The organism is Kocuria sp. CCUG 69068 (genome assembly GCF_020833785.1).
GTDB lineage: Bacteria > Actinomycetota > Actinomycetes > Actinomycetales > Micrococcaceae > Kocuria > Kocuria rosea.
This window is the reverse complement of sequence record NZ_PDDL01000082.1, coordinates 1-15,385: the sequence shown is the minus strand read 5'-3', so window position 1 is coordinate 15,385 and position 15,385 is coordinate 1. Positions and strand designations below refer to the sequence as shown.

The 15,385-nt window shown below is 72.7% G+C and carries 20 protein-coding genes; 7 read left to right on the top strand and 13 right to left on the bottom strand.

Annotated elements, in window-relative coordinates; genetic code table 11:
* Positions 1-276 precede the first annotated feature (276 nt).
* Positions 277-690, top strand: coding sequence for a hypothetical protein (locus tag CRM73_RS14170; protein WP_095650463.1), 414 nt, complete (start codon positions 277-279; stop codon positions 688-690).
* Positions 691-779: 89 nt separating this feature from the next.
* On the opposite strand, the gene CRM73_RS14165 is transcribed toward CRM73_RS14170, so the two are convergent.
* Complete coding sequence (locus tag CRM73_RS14165) at positions 780-1,538, bottom strand: MBL fold metallo-hydrolase (RefSeq protein ID WP_095650462.1); 759 nt, start codon at positions 1,536-1,538, stop codon at positions 780-782.
* A gap of 311 nt (positions 1,539-1,849) precedes the next feature.
* On the opposite strand from CRM73_RS14165, the gene CRM73_RS14160 reads away from it, so the two are divergent.
* Positions 1,850-2,356, top strand: coding sequence for a hypothetical protein (locus CRM73_RS14160; protein ID WP_141246784.1), 507 nt, complete (start codon positions 1,850-1,852; stop codon positions 2,354-2,356).
* A gap of 55 nt (positions 2,357-2,411) precedes the next feature.
* Here the strand turns inward: CRM73_RS14160 and CRM73_RS14155 are convergent, their stop codons facing one another.
* The 8 genes from CRM73_RS14155 to CRM73_RS14120 all read right to left on the bottom strand — a co-directional run bounded on the left by CRM73_RS14155 (position 2,412) and on the right by CRM73_RS14120 (position 7,804).
* Positions 2,412-2,579: a hypothetical protein gene (locus CRM73_RS14155; protein ID WP_176475293.1), complete on the bottom strand. Its 168-nt coding sequence runs from the start codon at positions 2,577-2,579 to the stop codon at positions 2,412-2,414.
* Entirely contained in the window at positions 2,576-2,761 is a 186-nt protein-coding gene (locus CRM73_RS14150) for a hypothetical protein (protein ID WP_095650460.1), read from the bottom strand. Before CRM73_RS14150 ends, CRM73_RS14155 begins: the two co-directional genes overlap by 4 nt.
* 69 nt (positions 2,762-2,830) lie before the next feature.
* A complete protein-coding gene (locus CRM73_RS14145; RefSeq protein WP_095650459.1) occupies positions 2,831-3,343 on the bottom strand; it encodes a hypothetical protein in 513 nt (170 codons plus the stop codon).
* Between the two features lie 103 nt (positions 3,344-3,446).
* Positions 3,447-3,644 carry a hypothetical protein gene (locus tag CRM73_RS14140; RefSeq protein WP_229588166.1) on the bottom strand — a complete coding sequence of 66 codons (198 nt, stop codon included), beginning with the start codon at positions 3,642-3,644 and terminating at the stop codon, positions 3,447-3,449.
* Positions 3,645-3,704: 60 nt separating this feature from the next.
* The gene (locus CRM73_RS14135; RefSeq protein WP_229588164.1) at positions 3,705-4,538 is read right to left on the bottom strand and encodes a hypothetical protein; all 834 of its coding nucleotides are present in this window, start codon (positions 4,536-4,538) and stop codon (positions 3,705-3,707) included.
* Positions 4,539-4,698: 160 nt separating this feature from the next.
* Positions 4,699-7,122, bottom strand: coding sequence for a S8 family serine peptidase (locus CRM73_RS14130; protein WP_229588162.1), 2,424 nt, complete (start codon positions 7,120-7,122; stop codon positions 4,699-4,701).
* A gap of 139 nt (positions 7,123-7,261) precedes the next feature.
* Positions 7,262-7,522 carry a hypothetical protein gene (locus CRM73_RS14125; protein WP_035927104.1) on the bottom strand — a complete coding sequence of 87 codons (261 nt, stop codon included), beginning with the start codon at positions 7,520-7,522 and terminating at the stop codon, positions 7,262-7,264.
* A 15-nt stretch (positions 7,523-7,537) separates the two neighbouring features.
* Positions 7,538-7,804, bottom strand: a complete 267-nt coding sequence (locus CRM73_RS14120; protein WP_109243288.1) for a hypothetical protein — start codon at positions 7,802-7,804, stop codon at positions 7,538-7,540.
* A 213-nt stretch (positions 7,805-8,017) separates the two neighbouring features.
* Between CRM73_RS14120 and CRM73_RS14115 the strand changes: the two genes are divergently transcribed.
* Entirely contained in the window at positions 8,018-8,890 is an 873-nt protein-coding gene (locus CRM73_RS14115) for a Bax inhibitor-1/YccA family protein (protein ID WP_017832220.1), read from the top strand.
* Positions 8,891-8,993: 103 nt separating this feature from the next.
* Here CRM73_RS14115 and CRM73_RS14110 read toward each other — a convergent pair whose 3' ends face one another.
* Positions 8,994-9,596 (bottom strand): nitroreductase family protein, encoded by a 603-nt coding sequence (locus CRM73_RS14110; RefSeq protein WP_109243289.1) that lies wholly within the window; start codon positions 9,594-9,596, stop codon positions 8,994-8,996.
* Between the two features lie 112 nt (positions 9,597-9,708).
* Here CRM73_RS14110 and CRM73_RS14105 point away from each other — a divergent pair, with 112 nt between their 5' ends.
* Complete coding sequence (locus CRM73_RS14105; protein WP_144836669.1) at positions 9,709-11,121, top strand: AI-2E family transporter; 1,413 nt, start codon at positions 9,709-9,711, stop codon at positions 11,119-11,121.
* A 102-nt stretch (positions 11,122-11,223) separates the two neighbouring features.
* The gene (ilvA, locus tag CRM73_RS14100) at positions 11,224-12,471 is read left to right on the top strand and encodes a threonine ammonia-lyase (protein ID WP_017832418.1); all 1,248 of its coding nucleotides are present in this window, start codon (positions 11,224-11,226) and stop codon (positions 12,469-12,471) included.
* An 85-nt stretch (positions 12,472-12,556) separates the two neighbouring features.
* Here the strand turns inward: ilvA and CRM73_RS14095 are convergent, their stop codons facing one another.
* The 3 genes from CRM73_RS14095 to CRM73_RS14085 all read right to left on the bottom strand — a co-directional run bounded on the left by CRM73_RS14095 (position 12,557) and on the right by CRM73_RS14085 (position 13,972).
* Entirely contained in the window at positions 12,557-12,766 is a 210-nt protein-coding gene (locus CRM73_RS14095; RefSeq protein WP_017832417.1) for a hypothetical protein, read from the bottom strand.
* A 7-nt stretch (positions 12,767-12,773) separates the two neighbouring features.
* On the bottom strand, positions 12,774-13,277 hold the full coding sequence (greA, locus tag CRM73_RS14090; protein WP_017832416.1) for a transcription elongation factor GreA: 504 nt from the start codon (positions 13,275-13,277) through the stop codon (positions 12,774-12,776).
* 269 nt (positions 13,278-13,546) lie between these two features.
* Positions 13,547-13,972, bottom strand: coding sequence for a DUF4307 domain-containing protein (locus CRM73_RS14085; protein ID WP_017832415.1), 426 nt, complete (start codon positions 13,970-13,972; stop codon positions 13,547-13,549).
* 204 nt (positions 13,973-14,176) lie between these two features.
* Between CRM73_RS14085 and mca the strand changes: the two genes are divergently transcribed.
* On the top strand, positions 14,177-15,055 hold the full coding sequence (gene mca, locus CRM73_RS14080; protein ID WP_031282471.1) for a mycothiol conjugate amidase Mca: 879 nt from the start codon (positions 14,177-14,179) through the stop codon (positions 15,053-15,055).
* 8 nt (positions 15,056-15,063) lie between these two features.
* The coding region (locus CRM73_RS14075) for a hypothetical protein (protein WP_229588160.1) at positions 15,064-15,385 on the top strand (322 nt) is incomplete at its 3' end.

Genomic DNA, 15,385 nt, shown 5'->3' with positions numbered 1-15,385 from the left:
GCCGGATCTCCGCCCAGTTCTCCACGCTCAACACCCGCTTCCTCCCGTCCTCGCCATGAGGACAGGGTCCAGCAGGGGGTCAAACTTCGCCTGCCGCCACGGGGTCAGTTTTCACGTGCCGCCGACAAGGGGGCCGCTCTCCAGTCGATGGCGGCCCCGGCCGCCGAACCGATGAGCAGACGCGGGCGTCATGCCCGGGCAGCGGCAACCGGGAGAGAAGTAGCCGCTGCGCTTGCGCGCCCCACCGTTCATCCCACTCATCAGCGAGGACAGGCCATGATGCAGGACCGCCAGCGGCGTGATGACGCCATACGGGCAGAGCACCAGCAGGCGCTGGCGAGAGGTGAGAAGCGGGTGCTCCGCACGACGGCCACCGGCGCGCTGCACAGCTACGCGGGTGACGAGATCGGGTTCACCCCGGGCCGCGGCCATGTGCAGGTCAGCACCTGGTGGGGCATGGGCATCGTGACGACGGTGCTCTGGATCGGCGTCGTCTTCTCCTTGGTGCTGCTCGTCGCCCCCGTGGCGCAGGGCGATCCGCCGATGTGGAGCGCCCTGTTCCTCACCGGGATCGGGGGACTCCTCGGCTGGTACACCTTCAGGATGGCCAGGGACGAGCACCGCGCGTCCAGGGTGCGCAAGCAACGCGGCGTCCCCGCGCCCGGCACCAGCGGGAGCCTGCCCTCGTAGCGGATGACCGCAGGCCGCGGCATCTGCTGGCGCCGTCGAAGCTGTCGGGACCCGAGCGGACCACCTCGAGCACACGAGGCGCGGGCGCTCTAGTGGATCGACAGACGCCGGCCGGCCGGCACGCGCAGGGGCGGGCCGTGGCCCGGTGCCAGGACGTCGAAGTCCGTGTCGGAGAGCAGCCGGACCGCGGTCCGCGATGCGGTCGGCAGATCGTGGTGGAACGGGTCGGCGAGAAGCTGCGGGACACCGTGCTTCTCGGCGACCATGTGGTCGGTGATCACCGCGTCGCCGGAGGCGAGCACCCCGGTGCCACCGATGAGGTAGGAGGTGTGCCCGGAGGTGTGTCCGGTGGTCGCCACCGGGCGCGGGCTCCCGGGGACGTCCAGGGCGGTCGCGTCGGGGGTGAAAGGAGTGAGCGCCTCGGGGTCCACGGTGACGTCCTTGAGGCCGCCGACCCGGATGGCGTGGATGCTCCAGGTGAGCCACTTCCACGAGCGGGCAGCGCGGGGGAGGGACTCCTTGGGCCCGATCTGCTCGCGGGCGGTGCCGGCCATGTTCGGCACCTCGGCGGCCGAGCAGTGCACCGGGACGCCGGCGGCGACGAAGCGGCCCAGGGTGCCGATGTGGTCGGCGTGGGCGTGGGTGATGACCACGGCGTCGGGCAGGCCGGGCACCCCGGCCGCCCGCAGGGAGGCGTCGACGAGCGTGCGGTCACCGGGGTAGCCGCAGTCGATCAGGGTGCAGCTGCTGCCTTCGCGCAGGATCAGCCAGTTGGCGGCGGGGCCGGTCACCAGGGTGGTGCCGGAGCCCAGGTCGTGCAGGTTCTCCGCGGTGGTCCATCGGGTCATGCGGCTCGAAGCTCCTGGGCGAGGTTGAAGGCAGTGATGTACAGGGTGTCACGGAAGCCGGCCCAGCTCATCCGATGGGGACGCGCAACGGGCCCGAAAGTACGCCACCAAGCCGATCCTTCGAGAACTCACCACCGGCGGCTACCGACCCGGGCCGGAGTGCGCCGGGCTCGCCGGCGAAGATCTCCGAGGAATCCTCGGGGACCGATCGGGTAGACCGCAGCAGTGCGGACAGCGGTTCACAACTGCAACTCCTAGGCTGAGGAGTGCCGGTGGAGAGCACTGCCGGGCCGACCTGGAGGGAGCCTCACGTGGGCATCGCCGTCATGGCTCCGCTGTTCCTCGTGGTGACCGCCAACATCGTGCTCACCCTCGCGCGCAGACCGATCGCGGCACGTCTGTCGTCCACCCCGCGGGAGGTCCCGAAGGTGGCCGCCTCGCTGGCGGTGACGTCCTTCCACGTCGCGATCCTGGCGATGAGCGTGGTGTTCACCGTGATGCTGATGCTCCAGGTGCTCTACGCCAATCCGTCGGTCTTCGCGACCGTAGCCCCTGTTGGGGCACTGGCCCTGTTCGCGATCTTCTACGCTCAGGCACGCTTTATGTCGGAGAAGATGGCACGCAGCGTCCATCGCAGCTGGCGGATCGGTGCGGCTCGCGGTGAGACCGCGGAGATCTACGCCGAGGTGTTCCGTGCACGGTCCTGGATCCTGGCCCTGGGACTGATCGGTCCGGTGCTGGTGCTGCTGGCCAGGGTGTTCTTCTTCGGGGCGCTGGGCGATGTCGGGCAGATGCCGGCCGGGATGCTGCTGGACTGAGCGCTATTCCTCCCCGTCCTGGTGTTTCCGGCGCAGATCCCGAGCGCGACGCCTCTCACAGCACGCCTTCGCCGACGTCTTCGTCGTCGGGCTCCTCGTCGGGCCGGTCCTCGGATGCGGTCACGACGCTTCCTTGCTCCTGCGCGCGTGCTGGGCTCGACGCCGCCGCCGCACCATGCGCCGGAAACACTCCGCCGCGGCGACCTCGCCGGTCCTGCGTCATCGGGACGCCTCCATCCCCGGGTCGCGGCGGGGCCGGGCGTCCCAGGCCATCCGGGTCCCCAGGAACACGGCGCCGATGCCCGTGATGAACCAGTCCCACTCCCCGAGAATGAGACGGATCCCGATGACCCAGGCGATGAGGATGACGACGTCCAGCGTCAGCAGCTTGGCTCGTCTCGACAAAGTGGACCTCCCGGATCGCCGTCGTGGTCCTCGCATCGTGCCACGCAGCAACCAGGACGGTCTGACCCCTCATTCGGGGGCGGCCGGCGCCGGCGGGATCCCGCGGAGGGCGTCCATCGTCCTGGCGTGAGCGGACTCCGTCCGAGCACCCAGGATGAACGCCGTCCCGATGATGGGTCCGATCACCCAGGCCGAGGAGAATCCGGCCACGACGAGCAGCAGCACGGTCACCGCCCAGGCCACCACCCCGGCCATCCAGCACAGCACCACCGTCGGTGTCGCCGTGGTCACGTAGTCGGTGGTCCGCGGCAGCACCTCCGGGTCGCCCTCTTCCTCGAGCTTCTGGTGCCTGGCCCGGGTGCGGGAGTGCATCACGAAGCACACCGTCAGAGTGATCAGCCCGGCGACGGCATTGGACAGTCCGTACCCGCCGGTGGCGAGCACCCAGTCCCACACCGCCGTGCCTACCGTGTCGAGGACGAAGGTGGTGGCGAAGTACGCCGGGATCCACCACCACCGGAACGCCCACCGCTCGCGCGGCGCACCGGCACTGCCGGCGTCGCCGATCCCCTCCGTGCTCACGCGCCACCCCCGCCCTCGGACCACCCGTGGGGACAGCGTAGTCAGCAGCGCCGGTGCCGTCTCCGCACACATGAGTGGTGAGCCAGGCGTGGCGCACGGATCCTCAGCCGGTGCGGCCGGTGGTGTGCAGCGCGCGGAGGCAGGCCCAGGCGTGCCACGCCCGCACGACCTGGGTGACAGCCAGGGCACCGGTGACGACGGCGAACGCCGCCCACGGCGGCTGCGGCACCAGGAGCCGGGCGACCAGGAACTCGATGAGCAGCACCGGCCGCCACGGGGTGTGCTGCGTCAGCGGGTCCACCTCGCCACGGTAGGGGGAACGGGCGGTCCAGGCGGCCGAGCACCTGCCCGGAGGTGTGTCTCAGCGCGGCAGGTGGCGCTGCAGCCACAGCGTGCACCACAGCTTCAGCCGCAGCTCGTCCCAGCCGGAGACGTCCACGACCAGCGCGGCGGGCCCGTACCGGTGCACCGACTCGACGCCGTCGCGGTCGCACAGCTCGTCGATCAGCTGCTCCACGACCTGCGGGTGCAGGGTCGGGATGTCCTCGCGCAGCCCCACGTCGAAGCAGTCGACCTCGGCGACCACCGTCACCAGCGGCTCTTCGACGGCGGCGGCCTCCGAGCCCTCGCCGTGGAGGGCGTCCACGGTCCGGCGGATGTGGGCGAGCATCTCCGTCCCGGTCATCGGGGCGCGCCCGTGGGCGGACTGGTAGGCGCTGTAGAGCGGGATGCCGGGGAGGAAGACCTGGTGGTGGTCCGAGCCCAGCACCGGGTAGTTGAGCAGCGGGTGGTCGGCGATCAGGTGCTCGCCGACCTGCCAGGTCGCGTTCGGCGCCGCGTCGCCGACGAGCTGCCCGAGGTAGGAGACGAAGCCGTCCAGCAGCGCGATGGTGGCGGCCGGCGGGTGCGGGTCCACGAGCTTGCCGTGTCGGGCCCAGCTCGGCCACGCGGGGCGGGTGGGGTCCTCGGCGAGCGGACGCGGGTCCACGCCGAGCTCGGAGGCCCGGGCGCTGATCCAGGCCCACAGCGGGGACAAGGAGTAGAGGGAGCCGTCGAGCATCTCGTCGGGCTCCAGGCCGTGCTCGGCCAGTGCCGCGCGCAGGCGCTCGAGTGCCGGACCGCGCTCGGCGAGGTACGCGTCGAGCGCGTCCGCGGCCTGGCGCGCCGTCATCCACTCGTACAGCAGAGTCCCCATGGGCGTGACTCTACTGCGGGGACGCCGGTGGCGGGACCGGTGGGGCGGCCGGCGCGTGGACTCCGGGACCTCGGCGCGTGCGGTGCCCAGCAGGGCGCCGGACGCGCCGCGGCCCCGCTCCGACAGGACGGAGCGGGGCCGCGGCGGGACCGGTGCCGGGTCAGCGGTAGTCGATGCGGATGGATCCTCCCGGGCGCCAGGTGATGGAACCGCCCTGGTAGTACTGCACCACGGAGCGGTCGGCGCGGGTGATCTCACCCGTCCGGGGGAAGCCCAGGCGGCTCTTCGTGCCGCCGAGCGCCACGTAGGCGTTGCCGATCGAGCCCTTGGTCTCCTGGGCGTAGGTCCTGGGGCTCCAGTAGATCCGGCCCTTCTGGAACACCTGGTAGACGCCGCCCGTGCCGGTGGACGCCTCGTCGGTGGTGGGGTAGCCCAGGGCACCGGCCGTGCCGCCGGAGCGGTTGTGCTGGGCGCCGATCGAGCCCTTGAGGGCGTGCGCCCCGCCGGCGGCGCTCCAGACGATCCGGCCCTTCTGGAAGGACTGGGAGGTGCCACCCCGTCCGTCGGCGACGGCCCCGGACGTGGGGTAGCCCAGCGACCCGCGCTCGCTGCCGGCCCGTGAGTAGGCCGCGCTGGTGGCGCCGGTGATCGGGTGGGCGCCGTGGGCGGAGCTCCAGAGGATGCGGCCCTTCTGGAAGGTCTGGTAGAACCCGCCGATGCCGTTGCTCCGCCGGTCCGCGGTGGGGTAGCCCAGGGCGCCCTTCTCGTTGCCCGCCGCGGCGAAGACCGTCTCGATGTCCCCGGTCAAAGCGTGGGCCCCGGTGCGGGAGGACCAGAGGATCCGGCCGTTCTGGAACAGCTGGTAGGCCCCGCCGATGCCGTTGGACTTCTCGTCCGAACGGGGGAAGCGCAGGACGCCGGCGGCGGTGCCGTTGCGCTTGTAGGCGGTCTCGACGCCGCCCCGCACCCAGTAGGCGCCGGTGGCCGAGGACCAGTAGATGGTGCCCTTGGCGAAGCTCTGGCGGACCCCGCCGGCGACGGCCTGCTCGTGGGAGGTCGGGGCCCCGGTCTGGCTCTTGATCCGCTGGTACAGGGCCCCGATCGCGCCCTTGGTGGTGTAGGTCGGGGTGGGCGCGGCCGGTGCGGCGGTGTCGGCGGCCTTCGTGATCCACAGCGCGTCGTGGGAGTTCAGCGTCTTGCCCCCGGGGAGGCTGTCCCAGGCGTCCCCGGAGTCGAGGATCAGCTGCTTGTACTGGTCGGAGCTCAGCGTCGGGTTCTTCTGCTTGAGCAGGGCCAGGGTCCCGGCCACGTGCGGGGTGGCCATCGACGTGCCGTAGTCGAAGCGGCTGTTGGGCGCGACCGGTCCCCGGGTGCCCGTGTTGCCCGCGGACAGGATGTGGTGGCCCGGGGCGTAGATGTCCACGGCGCCGCCGTGGTTGGAGTAGCTGGCCCGCACCCGGTCCGAGCCGATGGCCCCGACCGTGATGACGTTGTAGCAGTTGCCCGGGGCGTACTCGATCGCCGGGCGGCCGCTGTTGCCCGCGGCCACGGCCACCGGGATGTTCCGGAACCAGGCGGTGTTGATGGCGTTCTGCAGCGTGGCCGGGCACCCCCCGCCCATGGACAGGGACATGTTGATCACGTCGGCGCGCTTGCGCGGGGCGGGGGCCCCGGCCACGGCGTCGCCGGCCAGCCAGCGCACGGCGTCGGCCATGTCGGAGACGTAGCCGAAGCCGCACGCGCCCAGGGCCCGGGCGTTGAGCAGGGTGGCGTCGGGGGCGATGCCCACGGTGCCGTAGCTGTCCCGCTTGGCGGCCACGGTGCCGGCCACGTGCGTGCCGTGCCAGATGGAGTTGGTGGCCGCGGAGCCGGCGTAGCACTGGCCGGCCGTGGAGTAGGTGCCCGGGTCCCGCGGGTCCGAGTCCCGGCCGTTGCCGTCGTTGCCGAGGGCGGCCGTGGAGACGAAGTCGTAGCCGCCGATGGTCTGGGAGTCCAGGTCGGGGTGGTTGGCGAAGCCGGTGTCGACGACCCCGACGGTCACGCCCTTGCCGGTGGCGGTGTCCCACGCCTCGAAGGCGCGCAGGTTGGTGAGGGCCCACAGGGACGGGACGTCCGGGTCCGCGGCGGTCGCGGCGACGGAGCCCATGTCCTCCGGCTCCGCCTCGTCCGAGCCCGGGATCCGGGCGGTCGAGACGAGCCGGTCGGGCTCGGCGTAGGCCACGGCCGGGTCCTTGGTGAGCTCCTCGGCCAGCTTCTCGGCCTGGTCGGTCGAGACCTCGCCGGCCAGCTCGACGACGGCCGCACCGTCGCCGGTGGTCCGGACCTCGGTGGTGTCCTCGGCCTCCGGGACGTGGGCCTCGGCGGCGGCCTCCTCGACGACCTGCTCCGACTCGGCGTCGGTCACGGGGGTGCGGTACTTGACGATCATCCGGTCGGTGATCTCGGGCGGGGCCTCGGCGCTGACCTGCTGGGCGGACAGGGTCGTGGCGTTCTCGGCGGGGGCGGCGGTCGCGGGCGTGAGAGGAGCCAGCACGAGGGCCAGGGAGAGGGCGGACAGGGTGGGGGCGAGCATGGATCGTTGCATGGGCGAACTCCTGGGGGCTGGGGGGATCCCGGAAAAGGTTCTCACATGCAAATCAATGCGAACAGATCTAAAACAAGATCACGGCTTCATCACGAAGTGTGACGCCAGCCCCGTCGGCCCATGGTCCCGTCGGGGCGGTTCAGGCCGTCCCCACCAGCACGGCGAGCCACTCGAGATGGCGCAGCAGCGAGGGGACGCCCGCGGTCAGCAGGGCCACGGCGGTCGCGGACGTCGCGCGGCCCAGGTGCCTCCGCGCGGAGGCGCGGGCGCCGCGGGACCGGCGGCGGGCGGCCGGGGCCAGGTCGAGCGCGACCTGGACGAGGCTCCACAGGGCAGTGGCGCCCGCCCCGGCGACGACGAGGCAGCCGTAGAGGAGGACGGCTCCGGGCAGCGGGACCACGGGGCGTGCCGCCGCTCAGCCCGCGAGGACGGCGGCGGTCAGGCCCACGGCGAGCACCGCGGCCACCGCCCAGGTGAGCCTGTAGGCCCGGCGGTAGTGCTCCTCGCTGCGGAGCTCGAGCCAGGCGGCGGTCGCCGGGGCGGCGTCCGGAGCGGACCGCGCGCGCTCCAGCCGGCCGATCGCCCCGAGGTAGCGGCTCCAGTGCAGGACGGCCAGGGCCCCGACGGCGAGCAGCACCGGGATCGCGGCCAGCGGCACCCAGTGGGCGGGGGACTCGGGCATGAGGGGCCTCCGGATCGGGACAGCGGTCGTTCTCCCCAGCATGTGTGCACCTGCAAAGACCTGTCTGTCCGCTCTCCTGGGGGCCGGGACCTGCGCCGGCCGGGCCGCCCGCACGCCCTCGGCTTAAGCACAGCAGTTCTCATGCTTTCGTCAGGCAGGCCTTGCTACGCTGGTCGCACATCTCGCACATCAGTGCCACGGAAGGACCCCTCAATGGCCGGCGGTAACCCGCTTCTCCGCGATCTCTCGAAGCCGGGCGCAGGCAGCGCCCAGTCCCACGGGAACCAGTACGGACAGACCTCCTATGGAACCCCCTACCAGCAGCAGCCCGGCTACGGACGGACCGGCTACCAGCAGGGCGCCCCGTACTCGGCCGAGCGCCTGGACTCGATGTACAACGCCCCGGCCGCCGGGACGAACCAGACCGGCCGGATGACCTACGACGACGTCATCATGCGCACCGCCACGGTGCTCGGTGCCGTGGTCGTCGGCGCGCTCGCCGGCTGGATCATGCCGATCCTCACCATCCCCGGCGCCCTCGTCGGTCTCGTCCTCGGCCTGGTCAACGCCTTCAAGCGCGAGCCCTCGCCCGCGCTGATCCTCGCCTACGGCCTGTTCCAGGGCATGTTCCTGGGCGGCATCTCGGGGATGTTCGAGGCCATGTACCCGGGCATCGTGGTGCAGGCCGTCATCGGCACCATCGCCGTGTTCGTCTCGGTGCTCGTGCTCTTCCGCTCCGGCAAGGTCCGGGCCTCCCCGCGCGCCACCAAGATCTTCATGGTCGCGCTCATGGCCTACGCCGTCTTCGCGCTGGTCAACCTGGGCGCGGTGCTGCTGTTCGGCTTCAACATCCGCACGGACAGCCCGCTCGGCCCCTGGCTGGGCCTGCTCATCGGCGCCGTGGCCATCCTGCTCGCGGCCTACAGCTTCGTGCTGGACTTCGACAACATCAAGCGCGGTGTCGAGGTCGGCGTCCCCGAGAAGATGGCCTGGTCCGCGGCCTTCGGCCTGACGGTCACGCTGATCTGGACCTACGTCGAGATCCTGCGCATCCTGGCGATCATCCGGGAGATGACCTCGAACTAGGTCCAGGCCCCGGCTGCACCACCCACGACGGCCCGGCACCCGCGCACCGCGGGTCCCGGGCCCTCGTCGTGCCGCGACCCGCGGGCGGACGCGGAGGAGGGGCTCAGTGGTACGAGATCCGGGGCCCGGGCGTGGGGCGGGTGGCCGTGTGCTCGGCGGCCACGGCGCGGGGCGGGCGGCCCACGAACAGCCAGCCGAGCAGCTTCTCCTCCTCCGTCAGCCCGTAGAACGCGCGGACCGCGTCCTCGCCCTCGCCGTCCCGGTGGGCCCACACGGTGCCCCAGCCGGCGGCCCAGAACGCGGCCTCGAGCAGGGGGCGGGCCCCGTGCGCCGCGTTCAGCTGCTCCTTCCGCGGGACGCCCAGGGTGCCGTCGGGGCTGAAGACGAGCGCGCACCCCAGGCCGCCCGTGCTCGCCCACTTCAGGGCGCCCCGGAAGGCCGCGAGCCGGCGCAGCTGCTTGCCCTTGAGCCGGGGGAAGGGCGCCGACATGTTGGGCACCCGGGTCAGCCCCGCCAGCGCGGCCGCGAGCTCCGGCGCGGAGCGGCGGGTGGTCACGGCCACCCGCCAGCTCAGGCCCGGATCGGCCGCCGCGGTCCCCGCGGCGGCGCGGAGCACGGCCTCCAGCTCCTCCCGCGGCGGAGCGTCCGGGGTCAGGCCGGGAGCCGGCCGGCGCTGGGCGAGAACGCGGAGGAAAGTGCGTGACATCCCGCCAGTCTTCCACCGCGCGCGCCCCGCGTGCCGGAGCGGCCCGCGGAATCGTCGTCCGGCCCCGGCCGGGGGGCGCCCGGCGGTCGGAGCGCCGTGCCAAGATGGCTCCATGCCTTCGACATCGCACGACGCCGAGCGGCCGCTGCGGCCGGGACCCGGCACCGAGCTCCCCCCGCTGCACGGCAACGCCGCGGGTGGCGTCGCGGTCTCGGTGCGGGTGGCCGCGGCGTGGTCGTGGCGGCTCATCATCATCCTCGCGGCCGTGGGGCTGCTCGGGTACATGCTGTCGACGATCACGGTGGTCATCATCCCCGTGCTCATCGCCGGCCTGCTCGCCGGGCTCCTGTTCCCGCTGGTGAAGTGGCTGCGCGGACAGCACGTGCCGGCGGGCCTGGCCTCGGGCACCGCGGTGCTCGTCCTCATCGGCCTCGTGACGGGTCTGCTCGTGCTCGCCGGCCGGCAGATCGTGCTGGGCTTCGCGCAGCTGTCCGAGAACGTGGTGGTCGGCACCCAGCAGCTGCTGGGCTGGCTCGAGGACGGGCCGCTGAACCTCAGCGCCGACAGCGTGAACGACTGGATCGACGACCTCGGCACCACGATCCAGGACAACAGCGAGGCCATCCTCTCGGGCGCCATGTCCTTCGGCTCGACGGCGGGCAACGTGCTGACCGGCATCATCATCATGCTCTTCACCCTGCTGTTCTTCCTCATGGACGGCGAGCGGATCTGGCTCTTCCTCGTCCGGCTGTTCCCGGTCAGCGCGCGGCGGGCCGTCAACGGCGCCGGCCGCCGGGGTTGGACCTCGCTCGTGCAGTACGCCCGCATCCAGGGCTTCGTGGCGTTCGTGGACGCCGTGGGCATCGGGCTCGGCGCGGCGCTGCTCGGCGTCCCCCTCGCCCTGCCCATCGGCATCCTCGTGTTCCTGGGCTCCTTCATCCCGATCGTGGGCGCCGTGCTCACCGGCGCGGTCGCCGTGCTCGTCGCCCTCGTGGCCAACGGCTTCGGCACCGCCCTGGCCATGCTCGCCGTGGTGCTGCTGGTGCAGCAGATCGAGTCCAACGTCCTGCAGCCGCTTGTGATGGGCCGGGCCGTGTCCCTGCACCCCCTCGCGGTCTTCCTCGCCGTCGCGTCCGGCACCATCCTCTTCGGCATCGCGGGCGCCCTGTTCGCGGTGCCCGTGATGGCCTTCCTCAACACGGTGGTGCGCTACCTCGTGGGCGGGACGTGGAAGGCGGACGACGAGATCCCGTGGGAGCCGTACTACTTCCCGTGGGAGATCAAGAAGCACGCGCGCAAGAACGATCTCACCCGCGACCAGGTCATGGCCCAGCTCCAGCGCTTCCGCCGGACCCGCGCGAAGGAACGGCTGCAGGCCGCGCTCAAGCGCGGCCGACGGGACGACCGCGCCCGGGCCGCCGCCGGCACGGGTCAGGGCCGCGGCCGCAGCGACGAGCAGGGGGGCGGCCAGGGGGCGGGTTCCGGTGCTCCCGCCTCGCCGGAGCGCACACCGGACAGCGACTAGGATGAGGACCGCGCCCGCCGCCGGCGGGCGCTCACCGTGGCACGACCCAGCGGGTCCCGCACGGCCCCGCACCGACGCACCGACCGGGAAAGAAGACGCACTGTGAGCCTGGCCGAACTGCCCGTCCGTCTCGCCGACATCCAGGACGCCGCCACGCTCCTCGAGGGCGTGATCGACCGGACCCCGGTGACCCACTCCCGGGCGCTCTCGCGGCTCATCGGCTCCGAGGTCAACCTCAAGGCCGAGAACCTGCAGCGCGCGGGCTCCTTCAAGGTCCGCGGCGCCTACGTGCGGATGGCCAAGCTCACCGACGAGGAGAAGGCCCGCGGTGTCGTGGCGGCCTCCGCCGGCAACCACGCGCAGGGGGTCGCCCTCGCCGCCGCCAAGCTGGGCATCACCGCCCGCATCTACATGCCGCTGGGCGCGGCCCTGCCCAAGATCGCCGCGACCCAGGACCACGGCGCCGAGGTGATCCTGCACGGCACCAGCGTGGACGAGGCCCTCGCCGAGGCCCAGCGCCACGCCACCGCGACCGGGGCGGTGTTCGTCCACCCCTTCGACCACCCGGACATCGTGGCCGGGCAGGGCACGCTCGGCCTCGAGGTGCTCGAGCAGGTGCCCGACGTCGACACCGTCATCACCGGGGTGGGCGGCGGGGGGCTGCTCGCCGGCATGGCCGTGGCGGTCAAGGCCCGCGCCGAGCAGCTCGGCCGGCCGATCCGGCTCATCGGCGTGCAGGCGGAGAACGCCGCCGCCTACCCGCCGTCCCTCGCGGGGGACGCGCTCGTGACCCTCGACCGGGTCTCGACCATCGCCGACGGCATCGCCGTGGGCAAGCCCGGCCAGCTGCCGTTCAGCATCATCAAGGAGCTCACCGACGACGTCGTGACGGTCTCCGAGGACTCCCTCGCCCAGGCGCTGATCTTCCTGCTCGAGCGCAACAAGCTCGTGGTGGAGCCGGCCGGCGCCGTCGGCGTCGCGGCCCTCCTGGACGGCCGCCTGCAGGCCGCGTACCCGGACCTCGGCAACACCGTGGTGGTGCTCTCGGGCGGCAACGTCGACCCCATGCTCATGCTCAAGGTCATCCAGCGGGGGCTCTCCGCCGCCGGCCGGTACATGACCATCAAGATGATGCTCACCGACCGCCCGGGCGAGCTCGCCCGCATCTCCGAGCTCATCGCCGTCCAGGACGCCAATGTCACCGGCGTGGACCACACCCGGATCGGCGGCTCGCTCAGCCTGGGGGACGTGTCCATCACCATCGACATGGAGACCAAGGGGCACGAGCACTGCCGCCAGATCCTCCGGGCGCTCGAGGCGGAAGGCTACCACCCCGTCGTCGTGCACTGACCGCCGCCGGGCACCGGTCCCGGCCCCCGACGACGACGGCGCCGGTCCCCGCGGGGACCGGCGCCGGTGTCGTCCGGGGGCGGCGTCAGGTGCGGCGCCGGCCGGTGAGGTAGGTGACGAACGCGCTGACGAACGTCGCGAAGACGAAGACGTTGCGCAGGCTGCCGGGGGCGCTCGCGGCGGGGTCGCCCTGACCCGCGAAGTGCAGCACCACGGCCACGACCCCGAGCACCGCCGTCAGGACCATCAGCGCCTTGGTGCCGGGGCCGGGGCTGCGCAACCAGTGGGTCGTCACGGGAGCCTCAGACCTTGAACGGCTTGGCGTCCAGGATCTTGACCGGGATCTCCTTGCCGTTGGGGGCGGTGTAGGACAGCTCGTCACCGACCCGGTGGCCGGAGATCGCGGAGCCCATCGGGGACTTCTCGGAGAAGACCTCCAGCTCACTGCCGGCGGCCAGGTCCTCGGCCACCTCGCGGGAGCCGATGAGGAAGGTCATCGCCTCGCCCGCGATCTCCGCGGTGACGACCATGCCGGCCTCCACGACCCCGTCGTCGGCAGGGGCCTCGCCGACCTGGGCGTTCTCGAGCAGGTTCTTGAGGTGGACGATGCGCCCCTCGTTCTTGCTCTGCTCCTCGCGGGCGGCGTGGTAGCCGCCGTTCTCCTTGAGGTCGCCCTCCGAGCGCGCCTGGTCGATGCGCTCCACGATCTCGTGCCGGTACGGGCCGGAGATGTGGTCGAGCTCCTTCTTCAGGCGGTCGTAGGCCTCCTGGGTCAGCCAGGCGCCGGTCTTGTTCGTGGTGGTCACAATCTCTCCTCGGTGAACGGTCGGTCGGGCCGCGGCAGTCCTCCCGGGGTCCGGGCGGGTCCGCGGCGGACCGGGACGACGGCGTGGGGGCCGCCGGCGGTGCGGGGGTCCGCTACGCAAAGACCCCGCCCCGGTGCGGGTCGTCCGTTTCGGACGGTGTCCGGCTGCCGGGGACGGGGAGTCCTGCTGCCCAGTCTAGGCGGGGCGGGCGGACAAGCCCAAAGGCCCGACGGCGGCGGCGACACACGGGCGGGACGACCGCCGGGGGCTCAGTCCTCGAGCCAGCAGGAGTCCACGACCGCGGTGGTCGCCAGGTTGGTGGTGCGCACGGCCGCGCGGTGGGAGCTCGTCCCGCCGTCGCCCAGGCGGTCCTCGGGCACGGCCCCGATGGTCACCTCGGACCAGCCCACCACGGCGTACTCCTGGTTGAGGGCCTGCACCGCGCACGTGACGACGTCCTCGGGACGCTTGGTGAGCTCGAAGTCCGCCGTGGCCCGCGCCTCCGAGACCACCTCGAAGCCGATGTCCTTGAACGTGGGGGCGCTCTGCCGCGCCGTGACCACCCAGACGACGAAGACGGCGGTGACCAGGGTGGCCGCCAGGGCGAGACCGATCCAGCCGCGCGTCCCGATCCGGCGCTCGCGGCGGGGGGCTCCGTAGCGGTCGCGGAGCAGGTCTGGGGAGTCGGTGGACACGGCGGCCTCGGGTCTCGGGGGCAAGGGGGCGGCGCCGGGCCCGGCGACCGCCCGACCACTGTAGCCGAGGCCCCTGGGAGCACCCCGGGCGCAGGACCGCCCGGCGAACGCGTAAAATGGGCCGCGGCCCGTGCCCGCACCGGCCGCTTCCCCGACTCCCCGACCGTTCCCGAGAGGACCCCCCGAGTGACCTCCCTGTCAGAGATGCGCCTGCTGGCCGTCCACGCCCACCCCGACGACGAGTCGAGCAAGGGCGCCGCGACCATGGCCCACTACGTCCGGCAGGGGGTCGAGGTCATGGTGGCCACGTGCACCGGTGGGGAGCGGGGCTCGATCCTCAACGCCGAGATGGAGGGCCACCCGCACGCCGAGCGGGACCTGACCGGTCTGCGGCGGCACGAGATGGCGCAGGCGGCCGCCGCGCTGGACGTCGACCACCGCTGGCTCGGCTTCATGGACTCGGGGCTGCCCGAGGGGGACCCCCTGCCGCCGCTGCCGTGGGGCTGCTTCGCCCTGCAGCCGCTCGAGCGCGCCGCCGCGCCCCTGGTCCGGCTCGTGCGCCGGTTCCGCCCGCACGTGATCCTGACCTACGACGAGAACGGCGGCTACCCGCACCCGGACCACATCCAGACGCACAACGTCTCCGTCGAGGCGTTCCGCGCCGCCGGCGACCCCGAGCGGTACCCCGGCCTCGGCGAGCCGTGGACCCCGCAGAAGCTCTACTACGACCGGGCCTTCAACCTCGAGCGCTTCGTGGCCCTGCACGAGGCCCTCGAGGAGCGCGGCCTGCAGTCCCCGTACGCGGCCCGGATCGCGATGCTGCAGGAGAGCGACCCGGAGGGCCACCGCCCGCCGGCCCCCCGGCACGAGACCACCACCAAGGTGCGCTGCCCGGACACGTTCGCGCTGCGGGACGAGGCGCTGCGCAGCCACCGGACCCAGGTGGCGCCGGACGGGATGTTCTTCGCCGTCTCCGCCGAGCTGCAGTCCCAGGTGTGGCCGTGGGAGGACTACGTCCTGGCGGAGTCCCGGGTGCCGACCGACCTGCCGGAGCACGACCTGTTCGCCGGGATCGTGGGCTGAGCGCCGGGATGACCACCGTGCTGAACGTGCTCGCCCTGCTGCCGGCGATGGCGCCCAACCCGATCGACGAGGGCACGCTGCGCCCCGGCCTGGACCCGAGCCAGGTGACCCCCGGGATGCTGGGGTTCCTCATGACGCTGCTGCTGGCCGTGGCGGTCATCTTCCTGGTGCGCGACTTCAACCGCCGCAACCGGCGGCTGCGCTACCGCGCGGAGTACGCCGAGCGCCGCGCCGCGGAGGAGCGGGCCGGCGGCCACACCGGGACCGACAGCGCCGGGACGGACGGCGCCGACGCCAGGACCGGCGCCGACGGCGACCGGGCCGGGGGAG